Origin of the sequence: Corynebacterium yudongzhengii, from assembly GCF_003065405.1 — a bacterium.
Taxonomy (GTDB): Bacteria; Actinomycetota; Actinomycetes; order Mycobacteriales; family Mycobacteriaceae; genus Corynebacterium; species Corynebacterium yudongzhengii.
The window spans coordinates 1,112,203-1,138,850 of record NZ_CP026947.1 but is presented as its reverse complement, the minus strand read 5'-3'; the positions used below and the strand labels follow the sequence as shown (position 1 = coordinate 1,138,850).

The 26,648-nt window shown below is 65.7% G+C and carries 27 protein-coding genes; 3 read left to right on the top strand and 24 right to left on the bottom strand.

Translation table 11 applies throughout. The annotated features are described in order from the left end of the window. Positions 1-8 precede the first annotated feature (8 nt). The 13 genes from metK to pyrR form a co-directional block, all read right to left on the bottom strand. Complete coding sequence (gene metK / locus C3B44_RS05265) at positions 9-1,226, bottom strand: methionine adenosyltransferase (RefSeq protein WP_108431452.1); 1,218 nt, start codon at positions 1,224-1,226, stop codon at positions 9-11. 85 nt (positions 1,227-1,311) lie between these two features. Beyond that, positions 1,312-2,568 (bottom strand): bifunctional phosphopantothenoylcysteine decarboxylase/phosphopantothenate--cysteine ligase CoaBC, encoded by a 1,257-nt coding sequence (gene coaBC, locus C3B44_RS05260; protein ID WP_199222387.1) that lies wholly within the window; start codon positions 2,566-2,568, stop codon positions 1,312-1,314. A 790-nt stretch (positions 2,569-3,358) separates the two neighbouring features. Next, entirely contained in the window at positions 3,359-4,072 is a 714-nt protein-coding gene (locus C3B44_RS05255; RefSeq protein WP_278320644.1) for an IS256 family transposase, read from the bottom strand. After that, positions 3,966-4,493, bottom strand: a complete 528-nt coding sequence (locus tag C3B44_RS12065; RefSeq protein WP_278320643.1) for a transposase — start codon at positions 4,491-4,493, stop codon at positions 3,966-3,968. The genes C3B44_RS05255 and C3B44_RS12065 overlap by 107 nt, the downstream gene beginning before the upstream one ends. A gap of 459 nt (positions 4,494-4,952) precedes the next feature. Beyond that, positions 4,953-5,237 (bottom strand): DNA-directed RNA polymerase subunit omega, encoded by a 285-nt coding sequence (rpoZ, locus tag C3B44_RS05250; RefSeq protein WP_199222404.1) that lies wholly within the window; start codon positions 5,235-5,237, stop codon positions 4,953-4,955. A gap of 37 nt (positions 5,238-5,274) precedes the next feature. Then, positions 5,275-5,847 carry a guanylate kinase gene (gmk, locus tag C3B44_RS05245; protein ID WP_108431450.1) on the bottom strand — a complete coding sequence of 191 codons (573 nt, stop codon included), beginning with the start codon at positions 5,845-5,847 and terminating at the stop codon, positions 5,275-5,277. Between the two features lie 3 nt (positions 5,848-5,850). Further along, a complete protein-coding gene (gene mihF, locus C3B44_RS05240) occupies positions 5,851-6,174 on the bottom strand; it encodes an integration host factor, actinobacterial type (RefSeq protein WP_108431449.1) in 324 nt (107 codons plus the stop codon). Positions 6,175-6,356: 182 nt separating this feature from the next. Then, the gene (gene pyrF / locus C3B44_RS05235) at positions 6,357-7,205 is read right to left on the bottom strand and encodes an orotidine-5'-phosphate decarboxylase (protein WP_108431448.1); all 849 of its coding nucleotides are present in this window, start codon (positions 7,203-7,205) and stop codon (positions 6,357-6,359) included. Beyond that, positions 7,205-10,549: a carbamoyl-phosphate synthase large subunit gene (gene carB / locus C3B44_RS05230; protein ID WP_108431447.1), complete on the bottom strand. Its 3,345-nt coding sequence runs from the start codon at positions 10,547-10,549 to the stop codon at positions 7,205-7,207. The genes pyrF and carB overlap by 1 nt, the downstream gene beginning before the upstream one ends. Before the next feature lie 12 nt (positions 10,550-10,561). Beyond that, the gene (gene carA, locus C3B44_RS05225) at positions 10,562-11,740 is read right to left on the bottom strand and encodes a glutamine-hydrolyzing carbamoyl-phosphate synthase small subunit (RefSeq protein ID WP_199222403.1); all 1,179 of its coding nucleotides are present in this window, start codon (positions 11,738-11,740) and stop codon (positions 10,562-10,564) included. An 18-nt stretch (positions 11,741-11,758) separates the two neighbouring features. Next, positions 11,759-13,096 (bottom strand): dihydroorotase, encoded by a 1,338-nt coding sequence (locus tag C3B44_RS05220; protein WP_108431445.1) that lies wholly within the window; start codon positions 13,094-13,096, stop codon positions 11,759-11,761. A gap of 17 nt (positions 13,097-13,113) precedes the next feature. Continuing rightward, positions 13,114-14,055: an aspartate carbamoyltransferase catalytic subunit gene (locus tag C3B44_RS05215; RefSeq protein WP_108431444.1), complete on the bottom strand. Its 942-nt coding sequence runs from the start codon at positions 14,053-14,055 to the stop codon at positions 13,114-13,116. Beyond that, complete coding sequence (gene pyrR / locus C3B44_RS05210) at positions 14,052-14,630, bottom strand: bifunctional pyr operon transcriptional regulator/uracil phosphoribosyltransferase PyrR (RefSeq protein WP_108431443.1); 579 nt, start codon at positions 14,628-14,630, stop codon at positions 14,052-14,054. The genes C3B44_RS05215 and pyrR overlap by 4 nt, the downstream gene beginning before the upstream one ends. A 94-nt stretch (positions 14,631-14,724) precedes the next feature. Between pyrR and C3B44_RS05205 the strand changes: the two genes are divergently transcribed. The 3 genes from C3B44_RS05205 to C3B44_RS05195 are packed head-to-tail and all read left to right on the top strand — an operon-like array spanning position 14,725 to position 16,966. Next, positions 14,725-16,068, top strand: coding sequence for a TIGR01777 family oxidoreductase (locus C3B44_RS05205; RefSeq protein ID WP_108431442.1), 1,344 nt, complete (start codon positions 14,725-14,727; stop codon positions 16,066-16,068). A gap of 11 nt (positions 16,069-16,079) precedes the next feature. After that, positions 16,080-16,532 (top strand): YbjN domain-containing protein, encoded by a 453-nt coding sequence (locus C3B44_RS05200; RefSeq protein ID WP_108431441.1) that lies wholly within the window; start codon positions 16,080-16,082, stop codon positions 16,530-16,532. Then, the gene (locus C3B44_RS05195) at positions 16,529-16,966 is read left to right on the top strand and encodes a YbjN domain-containing protein (RefSeq protein WP_235840409.1); all 438 of its coding nucleotides are present in this window, start codon (positions 16,529-16,531) and stop codon (positions 16,964-16,966) included. Before C3B44_RS05200 ends, C3B44_RS05195 begins: the two co-directional genes overlap by 4 nt. 1,017 nt (positions 16,967-17,983) lie before the next feature. Here C3B44_RS05195 and nusB read toward each other — a convergent pair. Genes nusB through ruvX form a run of 11 tightly spaced genes read right to left on the bottom strand, consistent with a single transcriptional unit; the run spans position 17,984 to position 26,556 of the window. After that, on the bottom strand, positions 17,984-18,568 hold the full coding sequence (gene nusB / locus C3B44_RS05190; protein WP_108431440.1) for a transcription antitermination factor NusB: 585 nt from the start codon (positions 18,566-18,568) through the stop codon (positions 17,984-17,986). Positions 18,569-18,579: 11 nt separating this feature from the next. After that, positions 18,580-19,143, bottom strand: coding sequence for an elongation factor P (gene efp, locus C3B44_RS05185; RefSeq protein WP_108431439.1), 564 nt, complete (start codon positions 19,141-19,143; stop codon positions 18,580-18,582). 47 nt (positions 19,144-19,190) lie between these two features. Then, a complete protein-coding gene (locus tag C3B44_RS05180; protein ID WP_108431438.1) occupies positions 19,191-20,282 on the bottom strand; it encodes an aminopeptidase P family protein in 1,092 nt (363 codons plus the stop codon). Between the two features lie 10 nt (positions 20,283-20,292). Beyond that, a complete protein-coding gene (gene aroQ / locus C3B44_RS05175) occupies positions 20,293-20,724 on the bottom strand; it encodes a type II 3-dehydroquinate dehydratase (protein WP_108431437.1) in 432 nt (143 codons plus the stop codon). Positions 20,725-20,726: 2 nt separating this feature from the next. Further along, on the bottom strand, positions 20,727-21,794 hold the full coding sequence (gene aroB, locus C3B44_RS05170; RefSeq protein ID WP_412841949.1) for a 3-dehydroquinate synthase: 1,068 nt from the start codon (positions 21,792-21,794) through the stop codon (positions 20,727-20,729). A 4-nt stretch (positions 21,795-21,798) separates the two neighbouring features. Continuing rightward, positions 21,799-22,317 carry a shikimate kinase gene (locus C3B44_RS05165; protein ID WP_108431435.1) on the bottom strand — a complete coding sequence of 173 codons (519 nt, stop codon included), beginning with the start codon at positions 22,315-22,317 and terminating at the stop codon, positions 21,799-21,801. Then, a complete protein-coding gene (gene aroC, locus C3B44_RS05160) occupies positions 22,318-23,529 on the bottom strand; it encodes a chorismate synthase (protein ID WP_108431434.1) in 1,212 nt (403 codons plus the stop codon). A 43-nt stretch (positions 23,530-23,572) separates the two neighbouring features. Continuing rightward, a complete protein-coding gene (locus C3B44_RS05155) occupies positions 23,573-23,977 on the bottom strand; it encodes a prepilin peptidase (RefSeq protein WP_235840408.1) in 405 nt (134 codons plus the stop codon). A 10-nt stretch (positions 23,978-23,987) separates the two neighbouring features. Further along, on the bottom strand, positions 23,988-24,803 hold the full coding sequence (locus C3B44_RS05150) for a shikimate dehydrogenase (protein WP_108431433.1): 816 nt from the start codon (positions 24,801-24,803) through the stop codon (positions 23,988-23,990). 13 nt (positions 24,804-24,816) lie between these two features. Further along, a complete protein-coding gene (gene mltG / locus C3B44_RS05145; protein WP_235840407.1) occupies positions 24,817-26,022 on the bottom strand; it encodes an endolytic transglycosylase MltG in 1,206 nt (401 codons plus the stop codon). A gap of 6 nt (positions 26,023-26,028) precedes the next feature. Next, on the bottom strand, positions 26,029-26,556 hold the full coding sequence (ruvX, locus tag C3B44_RS05140) for a Holliday junction resolvase RuvX (protein ID WP_108431432.1): 528 nt from the start codon (positions 26,554-26,556) through the stop codon (positions 26,029-26,031). Between the last annotated feature and the right edge of the window lie 92 nt (positions 26,557-26,648).

The window sequence follows — 26,648 nt, the reverse complement described above, 5'->3', positions numbered from 1 at the left end:
GCCAGAGTCTACCGGCCAGCGGCGCGCGCGAGCTCCTCTGCCTTGTCGGTCGACTCCCAGGGCAGGTCGAGGTCGGTGCGACCGAAGTGACCGTAGGCGGCGGTCTGCGCGTAGATCGGGCGCAGCAGATCCAGATCGCGGATGATGGCGCCGGGACGCAGGTCGAAGACCTCGCCGACGGCCTGCTGGATCGCCTCATCCGTGAGCCCCTCGGCGGCGGTGCCGAAGGTCTCAACGTACAGACCCACCGGCTGGGCGCGGCCGATGGCGTAGGCCACCTGCACCTCGGCGCGCTCGGCGAGGCCGGCGGCGACGATGTTCTTGGCCACCCAGCGCATGGCGTAAGCGGCGGAGCGGTCGACCTTCGAGGGGTCCTTGCCGGAGAAGGCACCGCCGCCGTGGCGGGCCATGCCGCCGTAGGTATCGACGATGATCTTGCGGCCCGTCAGCCCCGCATCGCCCATCGGCCCGCCGAGCACGAAGGAGCCCGAGGGGTTGATGAGGACGGTGAGCTCGTCGGTGACGTACTCCTGAAGGCCTGCGTCCTCGATGACCCAGTCGATGACGTGGGTGCGCAGCTTCTCGCGCAGCCAGTCCTGGGTGACCTCGGCGTCGTGCTGCGTGGAGATCACGACGGTATCCAGGTGCGAGGGCTTGTCGCCGTCGTAGGCGAAGGTGACCTGGGTCTTGCCGTCCGGGCGCAGGTGGTCGACGATGCCCTCCTTGCGCACCTGGGTCAGCCGGCGCGACAGCCGGTGGGCTAAAGCGATGGGCAGCGGCAGGTACTCCGGCGTCTCGTTGGTGGCGTAGCCGAACATGAGGCCCTGGTCGCCGGCGCCGGCCTTGGAGACCTCGTCGCCGGAGGTGCCTTCGCGGTGTTCCAGGGCGGTGTCGACACCGTCGCCGATCTCCTGGGACTGCGCGCCGATGGCGATGTTCACGCCGCAGGTCGTGCCGTCGAAGCCGACGTCCGAGGAGGTGAAGCCGATATCGACGAGGCGCTTGCGTACTAGATCCGGGATCTCGACGTAGCTCTCGGTTCGCACCTCACCGACAACGTGTACCTGACCGGTGGTCACGAGGGTCTCGACGGCGACGCGGGAATGCGGATCCTGCTCCAGCATCGCATCGAGGATGGTGTCCGAGATCGCGTCACAAATCTTATCGGGGTGGCCCTCAGTTACGGACTCACTGGTAAACAGACGCACGGCGGATGTGTCGACCATGTACTTGATTCCTCTACTTAGGTGTGTTCTTCAACTATCGCCGGACGGCGACATCGCCCCAATATAGACCAAGCGGTCTAATATTTCAACGATCCTGCATGCAGCGATCCACCGCGTCGAGAATCTGGAAGGCCACGTCGAGCTTCGAGCCATCGGCGACCACCCGCTCATCGCCGTGCTTATCGACGAGCCACCCCGCGTTCTCCGTCGCCCCGAAGACAGCGCCACCGGCGACATCATTAACCATGAGCACATCGCAGCCCTTGCGGCGCAGCTTCGCCCGGCCCATCTCCAGCGGCGTGTGTTCTTGGTCGCCGGTCTCGGCGGCAAAACCCACGATCACGGTCTCCGCATTGAGCTTTCCGTCGTGGCGGGCGTCGACCACGGAGGCCAAGATGTCCGGGTTTTCGACGAGGCGCACCGTGGTCAGAGCGTCATCGTCACTGCCCTTCTTCAGTTTGTTCTCCGCGCTGCTCTCCGGGCGGAAATCGGAGACGGCCGCGGCCATCAGGATGGTGTCGTTGTCGTTGGCGCGGGCATGGACCGCGTCGTACATCTCCCGCGTCGAGCGCACGGAGATGACCTCCGCACCGATCGGGGTGGGCAGCTCGGCGGTATTTCCGGCGACCACCGTCACCTGGGCGCCGCGCTGAGCCGCCGCCTCGGCGAGCGCGAAGCCCTGACGCCCCGAAGATCGGTTGCCGATATAGCGCACCGGGTCGATGTCTTCCTGCGTGCCGCCGGCGGTGATGAGAACCTTCCGATCAGACCAATCTGTCCGCGGCGCGAAACCGGCCCGCAGGCTCCGGGCGAGTTGGGTGATCTGCTCCGGATCCGGGAGGCGGCCTGCGCCAGAATCGGCACCGGTGAGGCGCCCGTGGGCGGGTTCCATGACGGTGATGCCATGCTCGCGCAGGATACGCACGTTGCGGCGGGTGGCCGGGTTCTGCCACATCTCGGTATGCATGGCGGGCACGATCAAGACGGGACACGTGGCGACGAGCACGGTGGCGGTCAGCAGGTCGTCGGCACGCCCCTGGGCGATGCGGGCCATGAGGTCCGCGGTGGCTGGGGCGATGACGATGAGGTCGGCCTCCTGGCCGATGCGGACGTGCTGCACTTCGTCGACATCGTCGAACACCGTGGTGGATACCGGGTTGCCGCTCAAGGCCTCGAAGGTCGCGGCGCCGACGAAACGCAGAGCGGATTCGGTGGGCACCACGCGCACCTGCGCCCCGGCCTCGGTGAAGTCGCGGATCACATAGCACGCCTTGTAGGCGGCGATGCCTCCGCCGACGCCGACGACAATACGGTCACACTCACTTCGCCTCTGATCGCTCACCCGTGCCAGTCTAGTGCTCAACACGCATAACCGCCTGCAGTTTCCTCTTCGGCGCGGGATGGTGTGTCGCGGGGTCGGACTGGTTCCGGTCAGCTGGCCCGGCAGAACGACCAGGTCGCCGTGCTCGCTGATCGACAGAATACGCGATCACACACCGGCGCAGACCGTAAAGGCGAAGGAACCCAGGCAAGACATCATGAGGGTGCCGATTCGGAGTAGGTGGTCATGCGTGTCCGCGTAGTTGGTAGGGTTCCGGCTACCTGGTAGCCCTCCTGGCTCCGACGCATCTTTGATGCGGAGGCCCCCGTTGTTTCGGCGTTGCCTGTGTCCGTAACACGGAGCAGACTCCTTTTCGGGCGCACAGAGGCTGCGGCGATACGCCTCATTCCGCGCTGCAGGGCCCACGGAGTCTCTCTTGCCGGGATGCGTTTGCCGGAGTGTTCCTTGTACCTTGGTTAGCCGAAGAGAATTGCTCCATCGCCGCCTTAGTCCACTGGGCTAGGTGAAGGCATCCAGATACGCTACTATGCCGCCGCATAGTGCGGACTGGGTTTTTACGCACGTGCGTAATCGGGAATCGATGAATGGTCAAGTCCACGCGAGTGGTGTATCTGCCCTTTCGATAAAACAGGCAGCATGACGATCTCAGGGACCGGCACGAGCCCGATGGTGAGACTGGCTCATGCGACCTCCTGAACGGTGTCGCCGGCATCGATGTGGTGGGCAGCCATCATGGTCTTCGTCTGCTCCAGGCTCGTCAGCGACATGTAGCGCTTCTGCTGGATCCTGCTCACTCATGCTGCTTTGCCAGCACCGCCCCGACCAGTCGCACGACGGCATCTCGGTTCGGGAAGATCCCCACCACGTCGGTGCGCTGGCGGATCTCCCGATTCAGCCGCTCGGTGGGGTTGTTCGACCACACCTTCGTCCACACTGCTTTCGGGGCGTGGGTGAACGCGAGTAGCTCATCCAGGGCTTCTTCCAGGTAGTCGGCCACGTGCGGGAACTTCTGCTCACAGAAAGTCACTACTTCCCGGGCCTGGTTCCACACCGATGCGGCGTCCGGTTGCTGGAAGATCGTCTGGAACATCGCCGACAAGGTCGGCCATTGGCTTTTGGGCACCAGTCCGGAGAGGTTCTTCGCGAAATGCGTCCGGCAGCGTTGACAGGAGGCGTTGGGCAGGACCTCGCCGATGACGCGTGCTGGATGCCCACGTATGCGTCGCTGGTGACCAGGTACACCTCGTTTAAGCCGCGGGCTTTCAGGTCGCGGAAGAAACCCGGTCCACGAGGCCACCGACTCGGAGGTGGCGACCTGCATACCGAGTAGTTCGCGGTAGCCTTCCGCGTTCACGCCGGTGGCCAGCAGCACGGAGGTTTTCACGACCCGTCCGCCTTCACGCACCTTCATCGTCAACGCGTCGCAGGAAACATACAGGTAGGGGACGGTATCCAGGGGTCGGGTGCGGAAGTCCTCCACCATCTGATCGAGATCTTTGGCCATCTCTTAAGACCTGGGATTTTGAGAGGTTGTTGATCCCCAGGGTGGCGACGAGGTCGTTCATCCTGCGGGTGGAGACACCCTTGAGGTAGCAGGTGGCGATCACGGTGGTCAGGGCCCGTTCGGCCCGGGTGCGCCGTTTAAGCAGCCAGTCCGGGAAGAAGGAACCGGTGCGTAGTTTCGGCACGGCGACGTCGATGGTGCCGACTCTGGTGTCGAGGTTGCGGTGGCGGTAGCCGTTGCGGACGTTGGTGCGGGACTCGGATGTGGTGGCGTATTCGGCGCAGCAGATCTGGTCGGCCTGGGTGGAGAGGATCTGGTTGATGAAGCGCTGGAGCATCTCGCGCATTAGGTCCGGGGAGGCTTGGGCTAGTAGTTCGTCGAGGTAGGTGGTGGGGTCGATAGAATGGGGGCCAGCGGCCATCGTGGTGTCCCTTTCGAGGAAGTGTGGTTACGGATTCGAAAGGTACTGCGGTGGCCGCCCACATCGTTCATGGGGCCTCACCGGCAGCTACAGATACACCACTACCCAGGACTTGACCCATCGCCATAGGACGCAGACCCCGACTCCCCGATACCCAGTTGACCCCACGTCAACAAACTCGTTCATGTGTTCTAATCACTTACGAGGCTAAAACAGGGGGTGGACATCACTCCCCGCCGGGGGTAAATAACAGGGGTAGTAGGTATATACCGCCAGGTAAACACATACCCCTCAATCATCGCGATGTGCCAATCGGTGATCGAAAAGGACCGATTCCAGCGACTATTTCTCCACGGAACAGATGTTCGACACCACACCGATCCGAGCAGCTCATAAAACACAGAAAACCGCCGCCGGCACCACAAAAGTGCTCGGCGGCGGTCGAAAGATCGCCTAGGCCTACTGGCCTTCCTCGTGCTCGAGGAGTCCAGCCTCGATCTCACGCAGTGCGATCGACAGGGCCTTCTCCCCCGGCTCCGGGGTCACCAGCGGGCCGATGAACTCGAAGACACCGTCATCCGGCTGCTGGTAGTAGCTGTTGATCTGGCGTGCGCGCTTGGCAGCGAAGATCGCCAGTGCGTACTTGGAAGAGACCTTGTCCAGCAGCGAATCGATCGCCGGGTTGGTAATGCCCTCGGGCTGATCGTAGGCGGGATCCTGGGTCTCGTTGGTCGGGTTGGTCACGTGCACCTCGTCTGGTCGAAAACGCGGGGGAAGTGGGCTATTCGCCCCGCAGAATGGATGTGATCTCTTCGACGGCGGCCGTCACATCGTCGTTGACGACCACGTAGTCGAACTCGCTCTGATGGTCGAGCTCGTTCTTAGCGGTCTCGAGACGGCGGGCGATGACCTCTTCCGCCTCGGTGCCACGGCCGGTAAGCCGCTGCACGAGCTCCTCCCACGACGGCGGCGCGAGAAAGACCGTCACCGCCTCGGGTTTGAGGGCCTTAATGGCACGGGCGCCTTCGAGGTCTACCTCCACCAACACCGGGCGGCCGACTTTCATGGCGTCCTCCACGGGCTTGGCCGGGGTGCCCGAACGCTGCAGGCCTCCGTGGATGTCTGCCCACTCGAGCATGAGCCCCTCGTCGATACGCGCCTGGAAGTCCTCCGGGGTGACGAAGAAGTAGTCGACTCCGTCTTTCTCTCCAGGCCGCGGTGAACGGGTGGTCATGGACACGCTGAAGTACAGGTCCTCCAACCCGGCCCGCAGCCGGGAGACAATGGTGGACTTGCCCACCGCGGACGGACCGGCGAGGACGACCAGGCGCCCCTGGGGTTTACCGTCCGCCATGTCTTACTCTCCGGAGAAGCCGAAGCGGTCGAGCAGGGCGACGCGCTGACGCTCACCGAGACCGCGCAGGCGGCGGGTCGGGGCGATCTCCAGCTCGTCCATGATTTCCTTGGCCTTGACCTTACCGACCTTCGGCAGAGCCTCGAGAATGGCGGAGACCTTGGTCTTGCCGATGATCTCGTCGGACTCAGCCTTTTCGAGCACGTCCTTCAAGGTGGTGCCGCCACGCTTGAGCTCAGCCTTGAGCTCGGCGCGGGCCTTACGTGCCTCGGCAGCCTTAGCGAGAGCCTGCTTGCGCTGCTCGTCGGTCAACTTGGGAAGGGCCACGGGGTTCCTCCGTTTTCGTCTGTCTGTACAGGAAATGGGCCACTCACGGTGGTCCCGTCCGCATCCCGTCTGCGGGATAGCTGCGGGCAAGTGTAGCACCGGGTGGTGGACTATCGACGTTACGCGCCCTGCATACGGGCACGTCAACGCGTTGCGAAATCTAAACTACCAGGTCATCGGGCTTAGGCGTGAACTGACCCTCCAGGAAAGTTTCCAGGAAAGTCTTCGGCCTGCGCGCGTGCCGCCGCCCGCAGCGCCCCCACCTTGGGTCCGGCCTTGAGCACCGAGCGCGAGACGTTGGGAAACGCCAGGTCAGTGACCCCCGCGGCGATCCGCGCAACATCCTCGCTACCGGCGCCCTGGGCACCCACGCCCGGCATGAGCACTGGGCCGTTGAGCTCGTCTAGCGCCGGCGGATCATCCACGGTGGCGCCGACGACAACGCCCACATCGCCCGGTTTACCGCCGCGGTTGAACGCCGCACAGTGATCGACGACCGACTGCGCTAGCGTCACCCCGCCGCCGGTATCGGCGCGCTGCACCGCCGGGGCCTCCGGGTTCGACGTCGCCGCGAGCACGAACACGCCGGCGCCGCGCTTATGTGCGAGCTCAAAGACTGGGTTCAAGGCGCCGATGCCGAGATAAGGCGAGACCGTCACGGCATCGGCACGCAGCGGGGAACGCTCTCCCAGCCACGCCTCGGCGTAGCCGGCCATCGTCGAGCCGATATCGCCGCGCTTAGCGTCGGCGACCACCAGCGTGTCACGGGAGCGCAGCTCCGCGAGTGCCTCTTCCAGCACTTGGAATCCGGCCGCGCCGAAGCGCTCGTAGAACGCGACCTGCGGCTTTATCAAGGCGACTTCACTGGCGAAGGCTTCGACGCAGGCGTCGGTAAACGCCCGCAGCCCGTCGATATCATCGCTTAAGCCCCACTGCTCCAGCAGCTGGGCGTGCGGGTCGATGCCCACGCACAACCGGCCGTGCCGGGCGCCCGCGGCACGCAGCCGGGCGCCGAATCCTGGCGCGGGCATCAGTTGTCGCCCACCGGGGTGTGGTTGAGCTCCTGCAACGCCCGCACGTTGAGTCCCCCGCGACGCAACGCCTCGATGCCCTGCACAGCGGCGGAGACCCCCTGAACTGTGGTCATGAGCGGAACGTTGACGGCGACGGCGGCGGAGCGGATGTCGTAGCCGTCGTGACGCGCGCCCGCGGAGCCGGCCGGGGTGTTAAGGATGAGGTCGATCTCGCCGTCGAGAATCTTGTCGACGACCGACTTACCCTCCGCGCCCTCGCGCACATCGGAGGCCTTGAGCACGGTCTCGCACTCGATGCCGTTGCGGCGCAGCATCTGCGCGGTGCCCGCGGTGGCGAGCAGCTCGAAGCCCATCGAGGCCAAGCGCTGGATCGCCAGGATGAGGGTGCGCTTGTCGCGGTTGGCCACGCTGACGAAGATGGTGCCCTCCGTCGGCAATTCGCCGAAGGCGGCGTGCTCGGCCTTGGCGTAGGCGGCGCCGAAGTTGGCGGCAAGGCCCATGACCTCACCGGTGGACTTCATCTCCGGGCCGAGCAGGGTATCCAGCATCGAGCCGTCCGGGCGGCGGAAGCGGGTAAACGGCAGCACCGCCTCCTTGACAGCGATGGGGTGCTCGAGCGGGAGCGAGCCTCCGTCGTAGCTGGTCGGCAGCATGCCCTCGGCCTTGAGCTCGGCGATGGTCGAGCCCATCATGATCCGGGCGGCGGCCTTCGCCAGGTGCACGCCGGAGGCCTTGGACACGAAAGGCACGGTGCGCGACGCACGCGGGTTCGCTTCGATGACATAGAGGATGTCGTCCTTCAAGGCGAACTGGATGTTCAGCAGGCCCTTCACGCCCACGCCGTGGGCTATGGCGGTGGTCGAGGCGCGTACCTTCTCCACATCCTCCGGGCCCAGCGTCATCGGCGGCAGCGCACACGCGGAGTCGCCGGAGTGGATGCCGGCTTCCTCGATGTGCTCCATGACGCCGCCCAGGTAGACCTCCTCGCCGTCGCACAGGGCGTCGACGTCGATCTCGATGGCGGAGTCCAAGAAGCGGTCGACGAGCACCGGGTGATCCGGGGAGAGTTCGGTGGCGCGGTCGATGTAGTCCTCGAGGCTGGCCTCGTCGTAGACGATCTCCATGCCGCGGCCGCCCAGCACGTAGGACGGGCGCACGAGCACCGGGTAACCGATGGAACGGGCCACCTCGGTGGCCTCCGCGAAGGAGGTGGCAGTGCCGAACTCCGGCGCCGGCAGCGACGCATCGGACAGCACGCGGCCGAACTCGCCGCGGTCCTCGGCTAGGTCGATGGCCTCAGGGCTGGTGCCGACGATCGGCACGCCCGCGTCCGCCAGGCGCTGCGCCAGGCCCAGCGGGGTCTGCCCGCCGAGCTGGACGATGACCCCAGCGACGGTGCCGGACGCCTGCTCGGCGTGGTAGACCTCCATGACGTCTTCGAAGGTCAACGGTTCGAAGTAGAGACGATCGGCCGTGTCGTAGTCCGTGGAGACGGTCTCCGGGTTGCAGTTGACCATGACGGTCTCGTAGCCGCGCTCGGAGAGCTCGAGGGCGGCGTGCACACACGAGTAGTCGAACTCGATGCCCTGGCCGATGCGGTTCGGGCCCGAGCCTAGGATGATGACCTTCTCCCGCCCAGTCTCGGCGACCTCGGACTCGGCGGCCGGGTCGAGCTCGTAGGCAGAGTAGTGATACGGCGTCTGGGCCTCGAACTCCCCGGCGCAGGTATCGACGGTCTTGAACACCGGACGGATCCCCAGCGACCAGCGCAGGGAACGCACGCCGTCCTCGCCGGCCAGCTCGGGGCGCAGGGCGGCGATTTGGGCGTCGGAAAGCCCTAAGTACTTCGCCTCGCGTAACAGCGGCTCGTCGAGAACCGGTGCCTCTTGAAGCTGCTCGCGGAAGTCAACGAGACCTTTGAGCTCCGCCAGATACCAGGGGTCGATCTCGCTGGCCTCGTGGACCTGCTCGATGCTGGCGCCGAGGCGCAGGGCGAGTTCGACGTCGTACATGCGCCCGTCGCTCGGGGTGCGCAGGCTCTCCAGCACGGCGTTGACGTCCTCGGCGTGCTCGGCGGCGATATCGACATCCGGGCGGGTCCAGAACCCGTTGGTCGTGCCCTCGAGGGAGCGCATGACCTTGTTGAGGCCGGCGATGTAGTTGCGGCCGATGCCCATGGCCTCGCCGACGGACTTCATCGAGGTGGTCAGGGTCTCATCCGAGCCGCGGAACTTCTCGAACGCGAAGCGCGGGGCCTTGACGATGACGTAGTCGAGCGTCGGCTCGAACGCCGCTGGGGTGACGCCGGTGATGTCGTTTTTCACCTCGTCGAGGGTGTAGCCGATGGCGAGCTTGGCGGCGAGCTTGGCGATCGGGAAGCCGGTGGCCTTCGACGCCAGCGCCGAGGAGCGCGACACGCGCGGGTTCATCTCGATGACCACGACGCGGCCGTTGTCCGGATTCACCGCGAACTGGATGTTGCAGCCGCCGGTATCGACGCCGACTTCGCGGATGATGCCGATACCCAGGTCCCGCAGGTGCTGGAACTCGCGGTCAGTCAGGGTCAGAGCGGGAGCGACGGTGACGGAGTCGCCGGTGTGCACGCCGACGGCGTCGACGTTTTCGATCGAGGCGATGACCACGACGTTGTCGTCGCCGTCCCGCATGAGCTCGAGCTCGTATTCCTTCCAGCCCAGGATGGACTCCTCGATGAGCACGTTGGCCTCCGGGGAGGCAGCCAGCCCATCTCCGGCGATGCGCTCGAGGTCCTCGTAGCTATAGGCCAGGCCGGAGCCCAGCCCGCCCATGGTGAACGACGGGCGCACGACGACCGGTAGGCCCAGCTCGGCGACGGTGTCGTGGACCTCGTCCATGGTGTAGCAGACGGCGGAGCGTGCCGACGAGCCGCCGACCTTCTCCACGATGTCCTTGAACTTCTGGCGATCCTCGCCGCGCTCGATGGCCTCGATGTCGGCGCCGATGAGCTCCACGCCGTGCTTCTCCAGGATGCCGAGGCGATCGAGCTGGATGGCGGCGTTGAGCGCGGTCTGCCCGCCCAGGGTGGCGAGCACCGCGTCGACAGGATGGCCCTTCTCCGCCTCGCGGGTGAGGATCTTGTCGATGTAGTCGGGGTGGATCGGTTCGATATAGGTCGCGTCCGCGAACTCCGGGTCGGTCATGATCGTCGCCGGGTTCGAGTTGATGAGCGTGACGCGCAGGCCCTCTTCCTTCAAGACTCGGCAGGCCTGGGTGCCGGAGTAATCGAACTCGCAGGCCTGGCCAATGACGATCGGGCCGGAACCGATGACCAGGACGTGCGTGATGTCTGTGCGCTTGGGCATGGGTAAATCCTTTTAAGAGTTATTCGGCGAGTGGTTGTCCATCAGCTCGATGAACTGGTCGAACAGCGGGTTAGCGTCGTGTGGGCCGGCGGCGGACTCCGGGTGGTACTGCACGGAGTAGGCCAGCCCCGAATCGAGCGCGACACCTTCGATGCTGCCGTCGTTAAGGCAGGAGTGGGTGACGGTGGCGGGGCCGAAGTCCGTCGCGAAGCTCTCGCCGGGGGTGCCCTGAAGGGCGAAGCCGTGGTTCTGGGAGGTGATGTCGATCTTGCCGGTGACGTGGTTGATCACGGGCACGTTGATGCCGCGGTGGCCGTAGGTGAGCTTGTAGGTCTCCAGCCCGAGCGCGCGTCCCAAGATCTGGTTGCCGAAGCAGATCCCGAACAGCGGGATCTTCTTCTCAATGATCTCGCGGGTAATGGCCACCATCTCGTCGGCGGTGGCGGGGTCCCCCGGGCCGTTGGACAAAAAGATGCCGTCGGGTGAGTACTGGGCCACCTCGCTCAGCGGGGTGCCGACGGGCACCACCACCGTCTCGATCCCGCGGCGGGAAAAGTGCCCCGGGGTGGCCATCTTGATGCCCATGTCATAGGCGACGACGGTGTAGCGCTTCTCGCCTTCCGCCGGGATCGTATAGGGCTCTTGGGTGGAGACCTCGCTGGCCAGATCGGAGCCGGTCATCGCCGGCTGCGCCTTCACGGCCTCGATCAGCTCTTCGTCGCTGGCCTCGGCATCAGCCCCGGAGAAGATTCCCGCGGCGATCGAGCCTTCGTTGCGCAGGTGACGCACGATGGTGCGGGTGGCCACGCCCGCGATGCCGATGATGCCCTGTGCCTCCATCTCCTCTGCCAGGCTGCGCTCAGCGCGGTAATTGGACACGCGGCGCGCTAGGTCGCGGATGGCGAGGCCGGCGACCCAGATGCGGCCGTCGCGGGACTCGTTGTCCTCGTCGTTCCAGCCGGTGTTGCCGATCTGCGGGGCGGAGGTGACGACGATCTGTCGGTGATACGACGGGTCGGTCATCGTCTCCTGGTAGCCGGTCATGGCCGTGGTGAAGACGGCCTCGCCCAGGGTGGTTCCGGTCGCGCCGAACGCGCGGCCGCGAAAGATCCGGCCGTCGGCAAGGACCAGGGCGGCCGGGGTTTGAGGGGTGCTGCTCACAGTGGAACCCTTTCGCTGCAAATTATTCATCGTTTCGTATTGTATGCGTTATTCGGAGAGCGGGTTTTCCGCGACACCATCGCGGGCCGTCACGCGGCCCCGCAGCAGCGTGGCGGCCACTCGGGTGGAATAGGTCATGCCCTCATACGGGGTGTTCTCCGACTTGGAGGCGAGCTGGGTGCCGTCGACGGTCCAGGTGTGATCGTCGTCGACCAGCGTGAGATTCGCCGGCTCCCCTACCGCCAGCGGGCGGCCGTGGTCGGCAAGCCGGGTGATCTCGGCGGGGCGCTCGCTCATGACCTTGGCGACGAAACGCCAGTCCGCGAGACCAGGCTTCACAAAGATCTCGGCGATCACGGCGAGCGAGGTCTCCAAGCCGAGCATGCCGGGCTTGGCCTGATCGAACTCGACGCACTTGTCCTCACTGCCGTGCGGGGCGTGGTCGGTGGCGACGACGTCGATGGTGCCGTCGAGAAGCGCCTGGCGCAGCGCCGCGGTATCGGAGTCCTCGCGCAGCGGCGGGTTGACCCGGTAGACGCCGTCGTAGGTGTCGAGCTTGGCGTCGGTCAGCAGCAGGTGATGCGGGGTGACCTCGGCGGAGATCTTCACGCCCTGGGACTTCGCCCAGCGCAAAAGCTCGGCAGAGCCGGCGGTCGAGGCGTGGCAGATGTGCATACGCCCGCCGTAGTCGCGGGTCATGAGGATGTCGCGGGCCACGATGGATTCCTCGGCGACGCGCGGCCAGCCACGCAGACCCAGGCGGGCGGCGTTCTCACCCTCGTGGGCGACCGCACCCTCGGTCAAGCGGTGTTCCTCGGCGTGCTGGGCGAGCAGGACGTCGAGACCCGCGGCGTACTCGACGGCCCGGCGCATGACCAGCGGGTCGTTGACGCAGCGACCATCGTCGGAAAACATGCGCACCTGCGCATCTCCGCGGGTCATCATGCCGAACTCCGTGAGCGTTTCGCCTTTGAGGCCCTTGGTGATCGAGCCGACCGGGTGGACATCGCACAGCCCGGCGGCGCGGCCCTTGTGCCAGACGGAGTCGGCGATGACGGGCTGGTCGGTCACCGGCTGGGTGTTGGCCATGGTGAACACGGCGGTAAAGCCGCCGAGGGCAGCGGCCTGCGAGCCGGTGACGATGGTCTCGGTGTCCTCGCGGCCGGGTTCGCGCAGGTGAACGTGCATGTCGACGAGGCCGGGCAGCAGCACGGCGCCGCGGCCGTCGATGCGCTGGTGGTAGGTGCGGCTCTTATCGACGGTGTGGTCCATCTCGGCGATGACGCCGCCGTCGAGTAGCACGTTGACCGGCTCGCCCTCGCCGTAGGGCCGCACATCGGTGATCAGAGTGAACGTGCCGGGAGTGGGAAAAGTGTTCTCGGTCATTGGTGTCCTCGGCTTTCTCAGCTCAGCGGGGCGCCGGATCCAGCGATCAGGGTGAATAGGACGGCCATTCGCACGTGCACACCGTTGGAGACCTGCTGCAGCACGGCAGTGCGCTCGGCGTCGGCGACGGCGTAATTGATCTCCATGCCGCGCAGCATCGGGCCGGGGTGCATGACGATCGCGCCTTCTTTCATGCGCCTTTCGCGCTCTTTACTCAGGCCGTAGTAGGTCGCGTACTCACGCTGGGAGGGAAAGAAACCGCCGTGCATGCGCTCGGCCTGCACGCGCAGCATCATCACCGCATCGGCGCGCGGGATCCAATAATCCAAATCCTGGGAGACGGTCACCGGCCAGGTCTCGACGCCGGTCGGCAGCAGGCTCGGCGGGGCGACGAGCACGACCTCGGCTCCGAGGGTGCTCAACAGGTCTACATTCGAACGCACCACCCGCGAGTGCAGGCAGTCGCCGACGAGGACCACGGTGCGGCCGTCGATGTCGCCGAGCTTCTGGCGCAGGGTGACGGCGTCGAGAAGCGCCTGGGTGGGGTGCTGATGCTGGCCGTCGCCGGCGTTGATGACGCTGGGACCGTCGCCGCCGGGGGCAACCCACTGGGACAGCAGTTTCGCCGCGCCGGAGGAGGGATGCCGGAGGATGATCGCATCGGCGCCCACGGCCTTGAGCGTAAGCGCGGTGTCCTTCAGCGACTCGCCCTTCTTCACCGAAGACGACGAGGCCGACAAGTTGATGACGTCCGCACTCATCCATTTGCCGGCCGTTTCGAAGCTGGCGCGGGTACGGGTGGAGTTTTCGTAGAAGAGGGTAAAAACGGTGCGCCCCCGCAGGGTGGGCAGCTTTTTGACCTCGCGGTCGAGCAGTGCCTCCTGGAAGCGGTTGGCCTCATCCATGAGGGCGATGATCTCCTCGCGGGAGAGATCGCTGATGCTCAACAGGTGCTTCATTTCTGGCTCCCCTCCTTAAGGCGGGTGAGCACGACGGCATCGCGGCCGTCGATCTCACCGTTGTAGACGGTGACGTCCTCCCCGCGGGCGGTGGGGATGTTCTTGCCTACGTAGTCGGCGCGGATGGGAACCTCGCGGTGGCCGCGGTCGACGAGCACGGCCAGCTGGATGCTCTGGGGGCGGCCGAGGTCCGCCAGCGCGTCGAGGGCTGCGCGGATGGTGCGGCCGGAGTAGAGGACATCGTCGACTAGCACGACGATGCAGTTGTCGATGCCGCCGGCCGGGATGTTCGTGGGCAGAAGGGCGCGATGCGGGCGCGAACGTAGATCGTCGCGATACAGCGTGATGTCGAGCGAGCCGGTCGCGGGGGTGACCCCGGAGAACTCCCCGATGCGATCCGCCAAGCGCTTCGCTAAAGGCACCCCGCCGGAGGGAATGCCGAGCAGCACCGGAGGGTTATCCGGTGTCTGATCCAGCGCCGTCTTTTCAATGATCTGGTGCGCGATGCGTGCGACGGTACGGGCGACGTCGGCAGAACCCATGAGTTCCGTCTCTGCCGCTGTGGTATCGCTCATCGTGACCTCCTTCCCCGCCTCTCTGTGCGGTCCTTAAAGGATGGTGAATGAACTTTTTCCGCACTTTAATATAGCACGCACGTACATTGGGGCCATGTCGTTGCACGCACGCCACACACTCGCTCACGACCGCACCACGGTCTGGGACTACCACACCCGTCCCGGGGCCCTGACGCGGCTTACGCCCCCGTTTCTACCGATGACCCCCACCAGGCAGACGCAGAGCCTGCGCGATGGCACCTCCATCTTCAGTCTCCCGGCGGGTCTGCGGTGGGAGGCCCGCCACCTGCCGGAGCACTATGAGGAATACGTCTCCTTCGCTGACCAGGTGGTCAACGCGCCGCTGCGCCAGATAGCGAACTGGACCCACATCCACAGCTTCGCCGACACCGACGACGGCGGCACGGAAATCACCGACCGGGTGGATACCCGCGCGCCCGCCAACCTTTTGCACCCCGCCTGGGCGTACCGCCAACAGCAGCTCATCGGGGATCTCGCCGCCCACGACCGGCTGCGCGCCTATGGCGAGAAGAACGTCACCGTCGCTCTCACCGGTTCTCATGGCACCGTCGGCCGCGCGCTGAAGGCCCTTCTGACCACCGCCGGGCACACCGTCATTCCCCTCGTGCGCGGCGAGGCCGGCGAGGGTGAGCGCCACTGGGATACCGATCATCCCGCCCACAACCTGCTCGACGGCGTCGACGTGCTCGTCCACCTCGCCGGCGAGCCGCTGTTCGGCCGCTTCAACGACAGTCACAAGGCCGAGGTCTACTCCTCGCGCGTCGGCCCGACCCGCCGGCTCGCGGAGCTGGTCGGGCGCGTGGATACCTGCCAGGCGCTGGTGTGCGCCTCGGCGATCGGTATCTACGGAGCCGACCGCGGCGACGAGGTACTCACCGAGGACTCCGAGCGCGGCGAGGGCTTTTTGGCCGACGTTGTCGCCGATTGGGAGCACGCCACCCTGCCCGCGAAAGAGGCCGGCAAGCGCGTGGTCAACGTGCGCACCGGCGTGGCGATGGCCGGCGACGGCGGCATGCTCCCGCTGTTATCCACGCTCTTCGCCACCGGGCTGGGCGGGCGCATCGGCGACGGGCAGATGTGGATGTCCTGGATCGCCATCGACGACCTCACCGACATCTACGCCACCGCGGTTCTCGACGACACCCTGAACGGCCTCGTCAACGCCGTCGCCCCCGAGCCGGTGCGCAACGTCGCGCTCACCCGCGCACTCGGCAGCACGCTAAATAGGCCCACTCTCCTACCGGTGCCCGGTTTCGGCCCCGCCATCTTGCTGGGCCGCGAAGGCGCCGAGGAGCTCGCGCTGGCCAACCAGCGGGTCGCGGCACGCGTGCTCAACGAGCGCGGGCACCACTTCCGCTACCGGGTGATCGACGACGCCTTCGCCCACGAGCTCGGCCGCGAGCAGCTGCAGCACTAGACTGTGGGTTCATGGCACCAGACAACTCACTGCCCGAGGTGACCGCGCAGCGCGTCGGTGACGTGCTGGTCGCCGACGGCGTCGAATTTGAGACCGAAGAAGTCGACAGCCGCGAGATCGTCCGCACCGGCTACAACAACTGCGCCATCGCGTTCACGCTTGACGACGACGCGGTGATCTGCGACTCACTCTGGCGCGGCCAGGTGTCGCTGAGCGACGGTGCGGCGCTGCTCGCGCTGATCAACCAGTGGAACCAGCACCACTTCACCCCGACGCTGCGCTTCTTCGAGCAGCAGGGTTCCCACTTGGTGGTCAGCGCGTATCGCCGCACCGACGTCTCTTGCGGACTCAGCGAAAAGCAGCTCGGCTACTTCGTCTTATCGTCGATGGAGGCGGTCCGCGAGGCCTTCGCGGCTGTGGAGGAGCGTTTCCCGGAACTCGTGACTTGGAGGTACACCCCGTGAGTGAGATCAGCACCGACGAGGTGACGATCGACCGCATCGTCGAGGCGATGAAACACCGCGGCGTCACGCTCGAGAATGCCGAAAGTGCGCCCGCAGCGATGGCGAACCTAAATGGCCGGCAGGTGACCTTCGCGGCGCTCGGTTCCGTCGCGATCGTGCGCGCCGAGTCACTGACCGAGACTGGGACCTCCGCGCCTGACGCGGCGGCCTGGTACATGGCGGCCAATCATCTCAATAGCGTCCAGATGAAGGCTTCCGCGGTGATCGTCGACCAGGCCGACAAGCTCATCGTGCGCACCGAATCGGAGATCTGTGCCGCCGCCGGGCTCACCGACGAGCAGCTGGAGGCCGCGCTCGTTAGCTCCGTCGACGGCGTTCTCCAAGTCCACGATGCTCTCGGGGAGGTCCGGAATCAATTCTCTGGCGGCGAGTAGTCGGGATTGCCGAAGAGCTGCCGGGGCTTAGGCTCCCTTTACCTAAGCACCCATTCTTGACACGCGGATGTCTTGACACGCGCAGGTCTTGACACGCGGTCGGCCGAGTATCCGGTAGCACGCCATCAACTGTCTACAAGCGACTCAAAGTATAAGGCGATGTCCTATTCCATCGTCCGCCTCCCCAGTGGTTGCGCGGAAAAGGTAATAAGGCTGGGTTAACGGCCGAACGGTCCTATTCCACGAAGACCGATTGGTGGGATAAGAAGAGGCGCGGTCACGAAAGCATTACCAGGGCAGATTGCCTGCGACTGGAGCCTGGATGACGGAAATCTCCAAAGCACGACGAGTAAGTATCTAGCCTTGAAAGGCGAAACTAGCGGGTTGTGACGAGATTGCCTTTGGCCGGTTCGGGGTAGGTGGTAGTGTGTATCCGCGTAGTTGGTCATAGGGTTTCGGGTACGTGGTGGGACCGTCCTCTAGCTCGGACGAATGTCTGGCGGGGAGGCCGCTGCAGTTCGGCGTTTCCTGTGTCGGCAATACGGAAGGGATTTCTTCTTCTCGGGCACACAGAGATTACGGCGATACGCCTCATCCCACGGTTCACGGCCCTGCGGAGTCTCTCTCTTCGAAATGCGCCTACCGAAGTGTTTCTCTCGCCTTGGTCTTCTGGCGGAGGTAAAGAAACGGAACAGGCCTACGACTATGGCGCGGCATAGTGCGGGCCGGATTTTTACGCACGTGCGTAATCGGAAATTGATGAATCCCGGGGAACTTATAGGTACGCGAGACCCACTGTCACCAGAAGCCTCTGTTTTCTACGCACGTGCGTAAAAACTCCGTTGGTTGGCTTAGTGCCACCACCGCGCTCAGGTAATTCTGAGAGTTGGGGACCCCGCGCCGCCGAGGCCTGGGACATGGCGGCCGGGGCCGGATGACTTCTACCGACTACCCAAGAACCGCCGCTACCGTCCTGCCGGAGAAGCGCCAACAAACCGCATCTGACGCCTCAAGCTCCTAGTGCCCTGTCGGCGACTGATCGTCGCGCGAGTCGCGTGAGTCGTCCGCATCACCGGAGGCTTCCTCGTCCTCCGAGTCTTCCTCGTCCTCCGAGTCCTCCGACTCTTCCACCTCGACGTTCATCGGGTTGTCCTCGGAAGCGGACTGCGCGATGTCGTCGAGCACCGCGTGGATGTACGGTGCACCGCTGTCGGTCGAGTATTCGGAGGCGATCTCCACGCCTTCAACGACGCTGATCGGTGCGTCAACCTCTGGGTTGTAGAGGATTTCCCAGCCGAGCACGCGCAGGATAGCGCGGTCGACGGCGGGCAGGCGATCCAGCTCCCAGTCATCCGAGAGGAACCGGGTGATCTGCTCGTCGATCTCGTCGAGCATCGTGGCGGTACCCAAAACCATCTCGCGGGTGTATTCCGCGATGGGCGCGACCGAGCTTTCCGGCTGGCGCGCCATCTCGGCACGCTCGTCGACGATACCGACCGGGTCGATGTCCCGGGCTTCGGCTTCGAAGATGATGTCGACCGCACGCCGGCGCGCCCGGTAGCGCTTGCCGTGCCGCCGGTAGTTCTTCTCCTTAGTGGACAACGTCTTCTGCCCTACTGGGAGGTGCGGGAGAGGTACTCGCCGCTGCGGGTATCCACCTTGACGACGTTGCCGGTCTCGATGAACAGCGGGACCTGGATCTCGGCGCCGGTCTCGACGGTGGCGGGCTTGGTGCCGCCGGTGGAGCGATCGCCCTGCAGGCCCGGGGCGGTCTCGGTGACCTCGAGGTCGACGGAGACCGGCAGCTCGCCGAACAGCGGCTCGTCCTCGTGGAAGGAGACCTGGACGCGCATGTTCTCAAGCAGGAACTTAGCGGCGTCGCCGAACTTGTCGCCGTCGAGCTCGTACTGCTCGAAGGTCTTGTCGTCCATGACCACGTACGAAGTGCCGTCGTTGTAGAGGTAGGTCATGTCGCGGCGGTCCACCGTGGCGGTCTCCACCTTCACGCCGGAGTTCCAGGTCTTGTCGATGGTCTTGCCAGAGAGCACATCCTTGAGCTTGGTGCGCACGAAGGCCGGGCCCTTGCCGGGCTTGACGTGCTGGAACTCCACGATCTGCTGGAGCTTGCCATCAATCTTGAGGACGAGGCCGTTTTTGAAGTCGGCGGTGGTTGCCACGAATAATCTCCTAGTTGTTCGCGATCTGGTTCGAAAGCGGGTCCAGCTTACACCACCAGCAGGTCACGGCCGAGATCGGTGATCACCCGCGGGCCTTTCTCCGTGACCACGACGGTGTCTTCGATACGCACCCCGCCGCGCCCGGGGACGTAGATGCCGGGCTCGATGGTAACGGTCATGCCGTCTTCCAACTCCCCCTCCCCGTTGCGCGAGGCGGCCGGTTCTTCGTGGACGTCCATGCCCACGCCGTGGCCGGTCGAGTGCACGAAGTACTCGCCGTAGCCGGCGGCCTCGATGACGTCGCGGCAGGCGGCGTCGACATCCACGAGCGGCGTGCCGACGATCGCCGCCTCCACGCCCGCCTGCTGCGCCCGCTGGACCACTTCGTAGATCTCGCGGCTGAAGTCATCGGGCTCACCGACAGCGTAGGTGCGGGTCATATCGGAGTTGTAGCCGCGCGCGTGCGCACCGAAGTCGATGGTGACCAGATCCCCTGCCACCAGCTCGCGGTCCTCGGCGCCGTGGTGCGGCTTAGCGGAGTTCAGCCCGGAGGCGACGATGGTGTCGAAGCTCGTGCGCTCGGATCCGGCGGTGCGCATGCGGTATTCGAGCTCGGCGGCGATCTCGCGTTCTGTGCGGCCGACGCGCACGGCGCCGTCGGCAAGCATCCCGCGCAGCGCGGCGGCGGCGAGTTCCGCAACCTCGGCGAGCTGCTCAATCTCCCCGGCGTCTTTGATGCGACGTTGCTTCTCGACGAGCCCGCGCACCGGGACCAGCGTCACCTGCTCATCGCACGCCTTTTGAAGCGCCTCGAACTCCGCGACGCTTAAGTGGTCAGCCTCGATGCCGACGCGCTGCGGGCCGTCGACATCCGCGAGCAACGCGGGTGCGACCGGCCGGGTAATGCGCGCCTCGATGTCGGGGACTTCCTGGGCGATCTGGGTCTGGTATCGCCCGTCGGTCGCCAGCGCGACCGAGCGCTCGGCACCGAGCAGCAGCGCCCCGTTGGAGCCACTGAAGCCGGTGAGGTAGCGCAGGTTGACCAGGTGGGTGATCAACAGCTTGTCGATGCGCCGCTCAGCCAACTCGGTGGCGACGGTGCGACGACGTTCTTCGAAACGGTTATCTACAAAAGCCATACCCCACAGACTAACCCGCGAGATAGCCTAGCGCGGCGAGATATCCATAAGAGCCGAGCCCGGCGATAACGCCCTTCGCGATCGGCGAGAGATAAGAGTGCTTCCTAAACTCCTCGCGGGCGTGCACATTCGAGATGTGCACCTCGACGAAACCGGCGCCGTCGGCGACCTCCGCCAGCGCGTCGCGCAGGGCCACGGAGGTATGCGTGAAACCGCCCGGGTTGATGATCACGGGCCAGTTCTGATCGGCGGCCTCGTGGACATACTCGATGAGCTCGCCTTCGTGGTTAGACTGGCGCAGCTCGATGGCCAAGCCCAGCTCTTCGGCGCGCTGCTGGCACATCTTTTCGATGTCTGCAAGCGTCAATGCACCGTAGATCTCCGGCTGGCGGCGTCCCAGCCGGTTCAGGTTCGGGCCGTTCAGGATAAGCACGTGGGTCATTATTATTTCGCGATCTTGTCGTAGGCGGCGGCGAGCTCGCTGGTCGTGGGGCCTTCGATGCGGGTCATCTTCCCCACCTCGCCGTCGAGGGCGACGAAGCGGACCTTGCCGTCGCGGTTTTTCTTATCTCGGGTCATGACGTCGTAGAGCTCATCGAAACGCCCAGCTGCGTAGCTGATGGGCAGGCCGACCGAGGTCAGGATTTTGCGGTGGCGCTCGCGCAGATCCTCGTCGATGAGCCCGCGGTCGCAGGCGAGCTGGGCGATGAACATCATGCCGACAGCCACCGCATCGCCGTGGCGCCAGGCGTAGTTTTCATATTGCTCCACGGCATGGCCGAAGGTGTGGCCGTAGTTGAGGATCTCACGCAGGCCGGCCTCTTTCAGGTCGTTGCCGACGACCTCCGCCTTTACCGCCACGCTGCGGGTGATCAGCTCGGTCATGATCTCGTTCGGCTCGAGGCAGGCGGCAGCGTCACGCTCGTAGAGGGCGAGGATCTCCTCGTCGGCGATGAAGCCGGTCTTAATGATCTCCGCCGAGCCGGCGATGATGTCGCGCTGCGGCAGGGTCCGCAGGCGCTCTAAGTCGATGTAGACGGCCAGCGGCTCGTGGAAGGCGCCCACCAGGTTCTTGCCGGCCGCGGTGTTGATGCCGGTCTTGCCGCCGACGGCCGCATCCACCATCGCCAACAGGGTCGTGGGCACCTGGATGACGTCGACGCCGCGCATCCAGGCCGCCGCGACGAAACCGGCCAAATCGGTGGCCGCTCCCCCGCCGAGCCCGATGACGAGATCCCGGCGCCCGAACGCCGCCTCGCCGAGCTGGTCCCAGATCCTGCCGGCGACCTCTAAGGTCTTGCCGCTTTCGGCATCCGGCACCGCGATGAGGTGGACGCGCGCGTCGATCTTCTCCGCGATGAGGGCTGCGACGTCAGCCAGCGGGGGCTGGTGGATGAGCGCGACCTGGCGGGCGCCGTGGGTGGCGACCTGCGCGGCGATCGCGCCATCGAGCGCGTGACCGACGGTCACGTCATAGGGCCGCGGGCCGTTGACGGTAATGGTGCTCACGATTCTCCTACAGGGCTTCCAAGAAACTTAAGATGTCGGCGACGATGCTCTGCGGCGACTTGCCGTCGGAACGCACCCGGTAATCGGCGACCTCGCGGTAGTACTCCTCGCGGGAGGCCAGAAGCTGCGCGTAGTGCTCGCGCGGGTCTTCCGCCTCCAAGACCGGCCGGGTGCCGGCGTCCTGGGTGCGGCGCACGCCTTCGTCGACGCTGACGTCCAGCCAGACGACGGTGTGCTGCATGAGCAGGCTGCGGGTGGATTCGGTGATGACGGCACCCCCGCCGAGGCTCACCACTCCGCCGGTGGACAGTGCCCGCGCCACGGCTTCGGCCTCGAGTTCGCGGAAAGCCGGCTCGCCGAGTGTCGAGAAGATCTCGCCGCAGGGCTTGTTCTCTTGCTGTTCGAGAAGCTCATCGGAGTCGACGAGCGGGAGGTTCAGCGCCCGGGCCAGACGCCGCCCGATGGTGGACTTCCCGGCTCCGGGCGGGCCCACGAGCACGGCCCGAGGATGGGTGTGGCTGACCACTTAGTGACCTCCAAACTGCAGACGCTTATCCACGTAGTCCAGGTATGCCTCGATATTACGACGGGTCTCAGTCAGGGAGTCACCGCCAAACTTATTCAGTACCGCCCGCGCGAGCACGAGCGCGACCATCGCCTCGGCGACCACACCGGCGGCCGGCACCGCGCACACATCGGAGCGCTGGTGGATGCCGGTCGCCGCGGAGCCATCGGCCATGTCCACAGTCTTCAGTGCCCGGGGCACGGTGGAAATCGGCTTCATCGCCGCCCGCACCCGCAGGATCTCCCCGTTGGTCATGCCGCCTTCCAGACCGCCGGCGCGGTTGGTGAGACGCTCGACGCCGTCGTCGCTACGCACCATCTCGTCGTGGGCGGCCGAGCCGCGCCGGCGTGCTTCCTCGAAGCCGTCGCCGATCTCGACGCCCTTGATCGCCTGGATGCTCATCAACGCGGCGGCGAGCTGCGCGTCGAGACGATCCTCGCCGGAGATGTGCGAGCCCAGCCCGATCGGCAGGCCCTCCACCACCACCTCGACGATTCCGCCGAGGGTATCGCCGGCCTTCTTCGCGGCATCGATCTCCGCGACCATGGACTCGCCGGCTTCCTTACCGAAGGCGCGGGTGGGGTTCTCGTCGATCGCTGCACTATCGCTTGCCGACGGCGCCGGTCCTTCATAAGGCGTGGACGCACCGATCGAGATCACATGCGAGAGCACCTCGACGCCGAGGGTCTCGCGCAGGAAGTTACGGGCGACGGTGCCCACCGCCACGCGGGCGGCGGTCTCGCGCGCCGAGGAGCGCTCGAGGATGGGGCGGGCCTCGTCGGTGTCGTACTTGATCATGCCGGCGAAGTCAGCGTGCCCCGGGCGCGGGCGGGTGAGCTTCGCACCGCGGCCGGACTCCATGGCATTGGCGACCTCCGGGTCGTCCATATCCAGCGGGTGCGGCGACATGATCGTGGTCCACTTCGGCCACTCGGTGTTGCCGATCAGAATAGAGATCGGGCTGCCGAGGGTACGCCCGTGGCGGATGCCGGTGAGCAGGGTGAGTTCGTCGGCCTCGAACTTCATGCGCGCGCCGCGGCCATATCCCAAACGGCGGCGAGACAGCTGGGTGGCGATCTCTTCTGCGGTGATAGGCACGCCTGCGGGCATGTGTTCCATGAGGGCCACTAGACCCTGACCGTGTGATTCTCCGGCTGTAGTCCAACGAAGCATGGAGGCATTATCGCACAAGGGGGTATAAGCGGGGTATCGAGCATTATGAGAACCCCACAGCACACCCCGCGGTAGCGAGGATCATCGCCGGGCCGTGCGGTGTGGTTCCGCTGCGCCACGCCGTGAGCGTGCTGATAAGCCCGGCAGCGACGATCGCCGTGAGCACCGCGGGCAGACCGCCGATCGCAGCCACGAGGATCCCCAGAGGCACCGCGAGCTTGAGATCGCCTCCCCCGATCCCGCCGCCGATAAGACCCATCAGCAGATACAGCGCCGGCCAGACCACCCCCGTAGCGGTCACCTCCACGTCCAACACCGCCGAGACCGCGATGGCTGCCACCCCCGGCGGAAGCGTCAAAGGATCCGGCAGGCGCCGGTGGCGCATATCGGTCAAGCACAACACAACTGACCAGGCCGCAAGCACGGCAACCAGAAGAATTCCCCCCACGGGGACAACGTTAGCGCAGGGAGTTCACCAAAGCGTCCCACATCTGTGGACGCGGGGCACTGTGACCTGTAAAAGCCTCAAACTGTGGATAAGCCTGGTGAGCGAGCATCACGTGCCCGCCGACTGTGCTATAGCCGTTGGCCGCCGCCTGGGTGGTCAGCGGCGTGGGCCAGGGATCATAGATGACATCGAGTACCGGCGCATGCCCTAAGGCCTGCTCGCGCCCATCGAGCGCGGCCGAGGGCACGGTGGAGACCACCACGTCCGCCTGACGCGTCAACGCCTGGAGGTCGGTGTCGTAGGTAGAGAAGGTGACCTCGAGGCCGACAGCGTCGACGAGATCGGCGAGCGCCTCCGAGCGATCGCTGCGGTTGACCACGGTGACCTCGGATACGCCGATCTTGGCGAGTGCCCACAGCGCCGGGCGCGCGGTACCGCCGGAGCCTAAAAGGACGGCGGCGGCGACGGTGGCGCCGTCGAAAAGCTCTCCGAGTGCGCCGAGCACGCCGACGCAGTCGGTGTTATCCGCATGCCAGCCAGCCCCGGTGCGCACCAAGGTATTCGCCGCGCCGATGAGCTCGGCGCGCTCGGAGAGGCTGTCGGCCACCTCGAGGGCGGCGAACTTGCCGGGCATGGTCACGGAGAAGCCGGCGTAGCTCTCGTCGGCCTCGCCCACGATGCGGGCCACGTCCTCGGCGTCCGTGGTGATGCGGGTGTACTCCCAGTCGTTAAGGCCTAAGGCGGCGTAGCCGGCGTTGTGCATGATCGGCGAGCGCGAGTGCTCAACTGGGTTGCCGAGGACCGCTGCGCGGTGAGTGATCGTCACTGTCTACCTACTTCTAGCGGTTGGAGTCGAGGACGCCGCTGTCCGCGGAGCGCTGGACGTCGGCGAGGTGCTCTTCGAAGGTGTCGTTGAACACCGTGGTGCCATCCTCGTCAACCGTGACGAAGAAGAGCCAATTGCCCTCGGCCGGGTTCTCCATGGCCTCGATGGCCTCGACGCTCGGCGAGGCGATCGGGGTCTGCGGGAGCCCGTCCATCGCGTAGGTGTTCCACGGGGTGACCTCGGCGCGGTCCTCGTCGGTGGTGGCGACCTCGACGTCGTCGAGCCCGTAGTTGACCGTCGAGTCGAACTCGAGACGCATCGGCTCCTCAAGCCGGTTGAGGATCACGCGGGCCACCTTGTCGAACTCGCCGGCCGGCGCCTCGCGCTCGATGAGCGAGGCCGCGGTGAGCAGGTCATAGGCGGACAGGTTGAGGGCGCCGGCGCGCTCTTCGATGTTGGTCTCGTTGTAGAGCTTCGTCGAGCGGCTGACGAGGTCGGTCAAGACCTCCTGCGCGGACTTAGAGGGATCGACGACGTACTGGCCCGGGGCGATCAGGCCCTCGAGGCGGCGCGGGTCGTTGCCGCGCTCGCGCACGCGGTCTAAGGCCCACTCCGGGGCGCCGAGCTCCCCCGGGTCGACGTTCGCGGCGACCTCGTGGAGCTCCTGGACGGTGACCCCGCTGCCGTCGGCGCTACCCTGTGAGGAGACCGCGGCGATCTGCGAGTAGATGCCTTGGCGCGTCTCTCCCCCGACGACGACCACGTCCATCAGGGTCGCGCCGCCGTGCACGTCGAGCAGGTCGACCTGGTTATCCGGGTTGGTGAGCGCGTCGACGGCAGCCGAGGCGCTCATCTGCTCTTCGAGGCGGTAGAAGCCGGGCTGGATGTTGCCGGCCGCCGGGTTGTTGGCCGCCGCGGTCTGGAAGGCGCTGTCGGAGGCGACGATGTCACGTTCTTCAAGCTCCGGGCCGAGCTGAGCCAGGGCCGCGCCCTCGGGGATCTCGACGAGCTGCTGGACGCCATTGCCAGTGCCCTCGTAGTCGTTGACCTGGGCCTGCGGGTTGTTGGCGTTTCCGGAGAGCTGCACTGCGATCCACACCACCGCTCCGATAAGCAGGACGAACGAGGCGATCAGGACGGCCAGGCCGCGTTGGCGCCGCTTGACGTATTTCGGCTCCATGCGCCGTTGGAAGCCCCGGTTGCGGGCGGGCTTGGTCATTGCCTGCTACACCTCACTGTCGATTGGGTCGTTCTCGTTCCGGTCGAGGTAGTTGCTGCGGGCATCCAGCCAAGACTGCAAGATCTCTACTGCGGCGGCCTGGTCGATGACCCCACGGCCGGCCTTTGCGCTGACCCCGGACGAGCGTAGCGCGGTGGTGGCCACCACCGTGGTCAGCCGCTCGTCGGCGAAGCGGACCGGAACGTCGCTGCCCGCGCGTTTCAAACGCCGCCGGATACGGAAGGCGATCTCCTTGGCGTGCTTGGCGCTGCGCGAGCCGTTGCCCTTCAGATCTCGAGGCAGCCCCACGACGACCTCGACAGCCTCGTAGTCCTCGATGATCTGAATCAGCTGATCAATATCCGCTTTATCCCGATCCTTGAAGCCCGTCTCCCGGCGCACGGTGGCCACCGGCGTGGCCAGGCGGGCGTCGCGGTCCGAGGATGCCACACCGATACGTACGGTGCCGACATCGATGCCGATGCGGCGGCCGCGGCCCGGGTCCTCGAGACCCGGGGTGTCCGGAGTGGGCATGCAGGTCCTCTCGTGATCGATACAGATAAGTCGTCGGACATGAGCCAATGTAGCGTCCCTAGGAAAAGATTAAGGGACCCTACGCGGCGTGT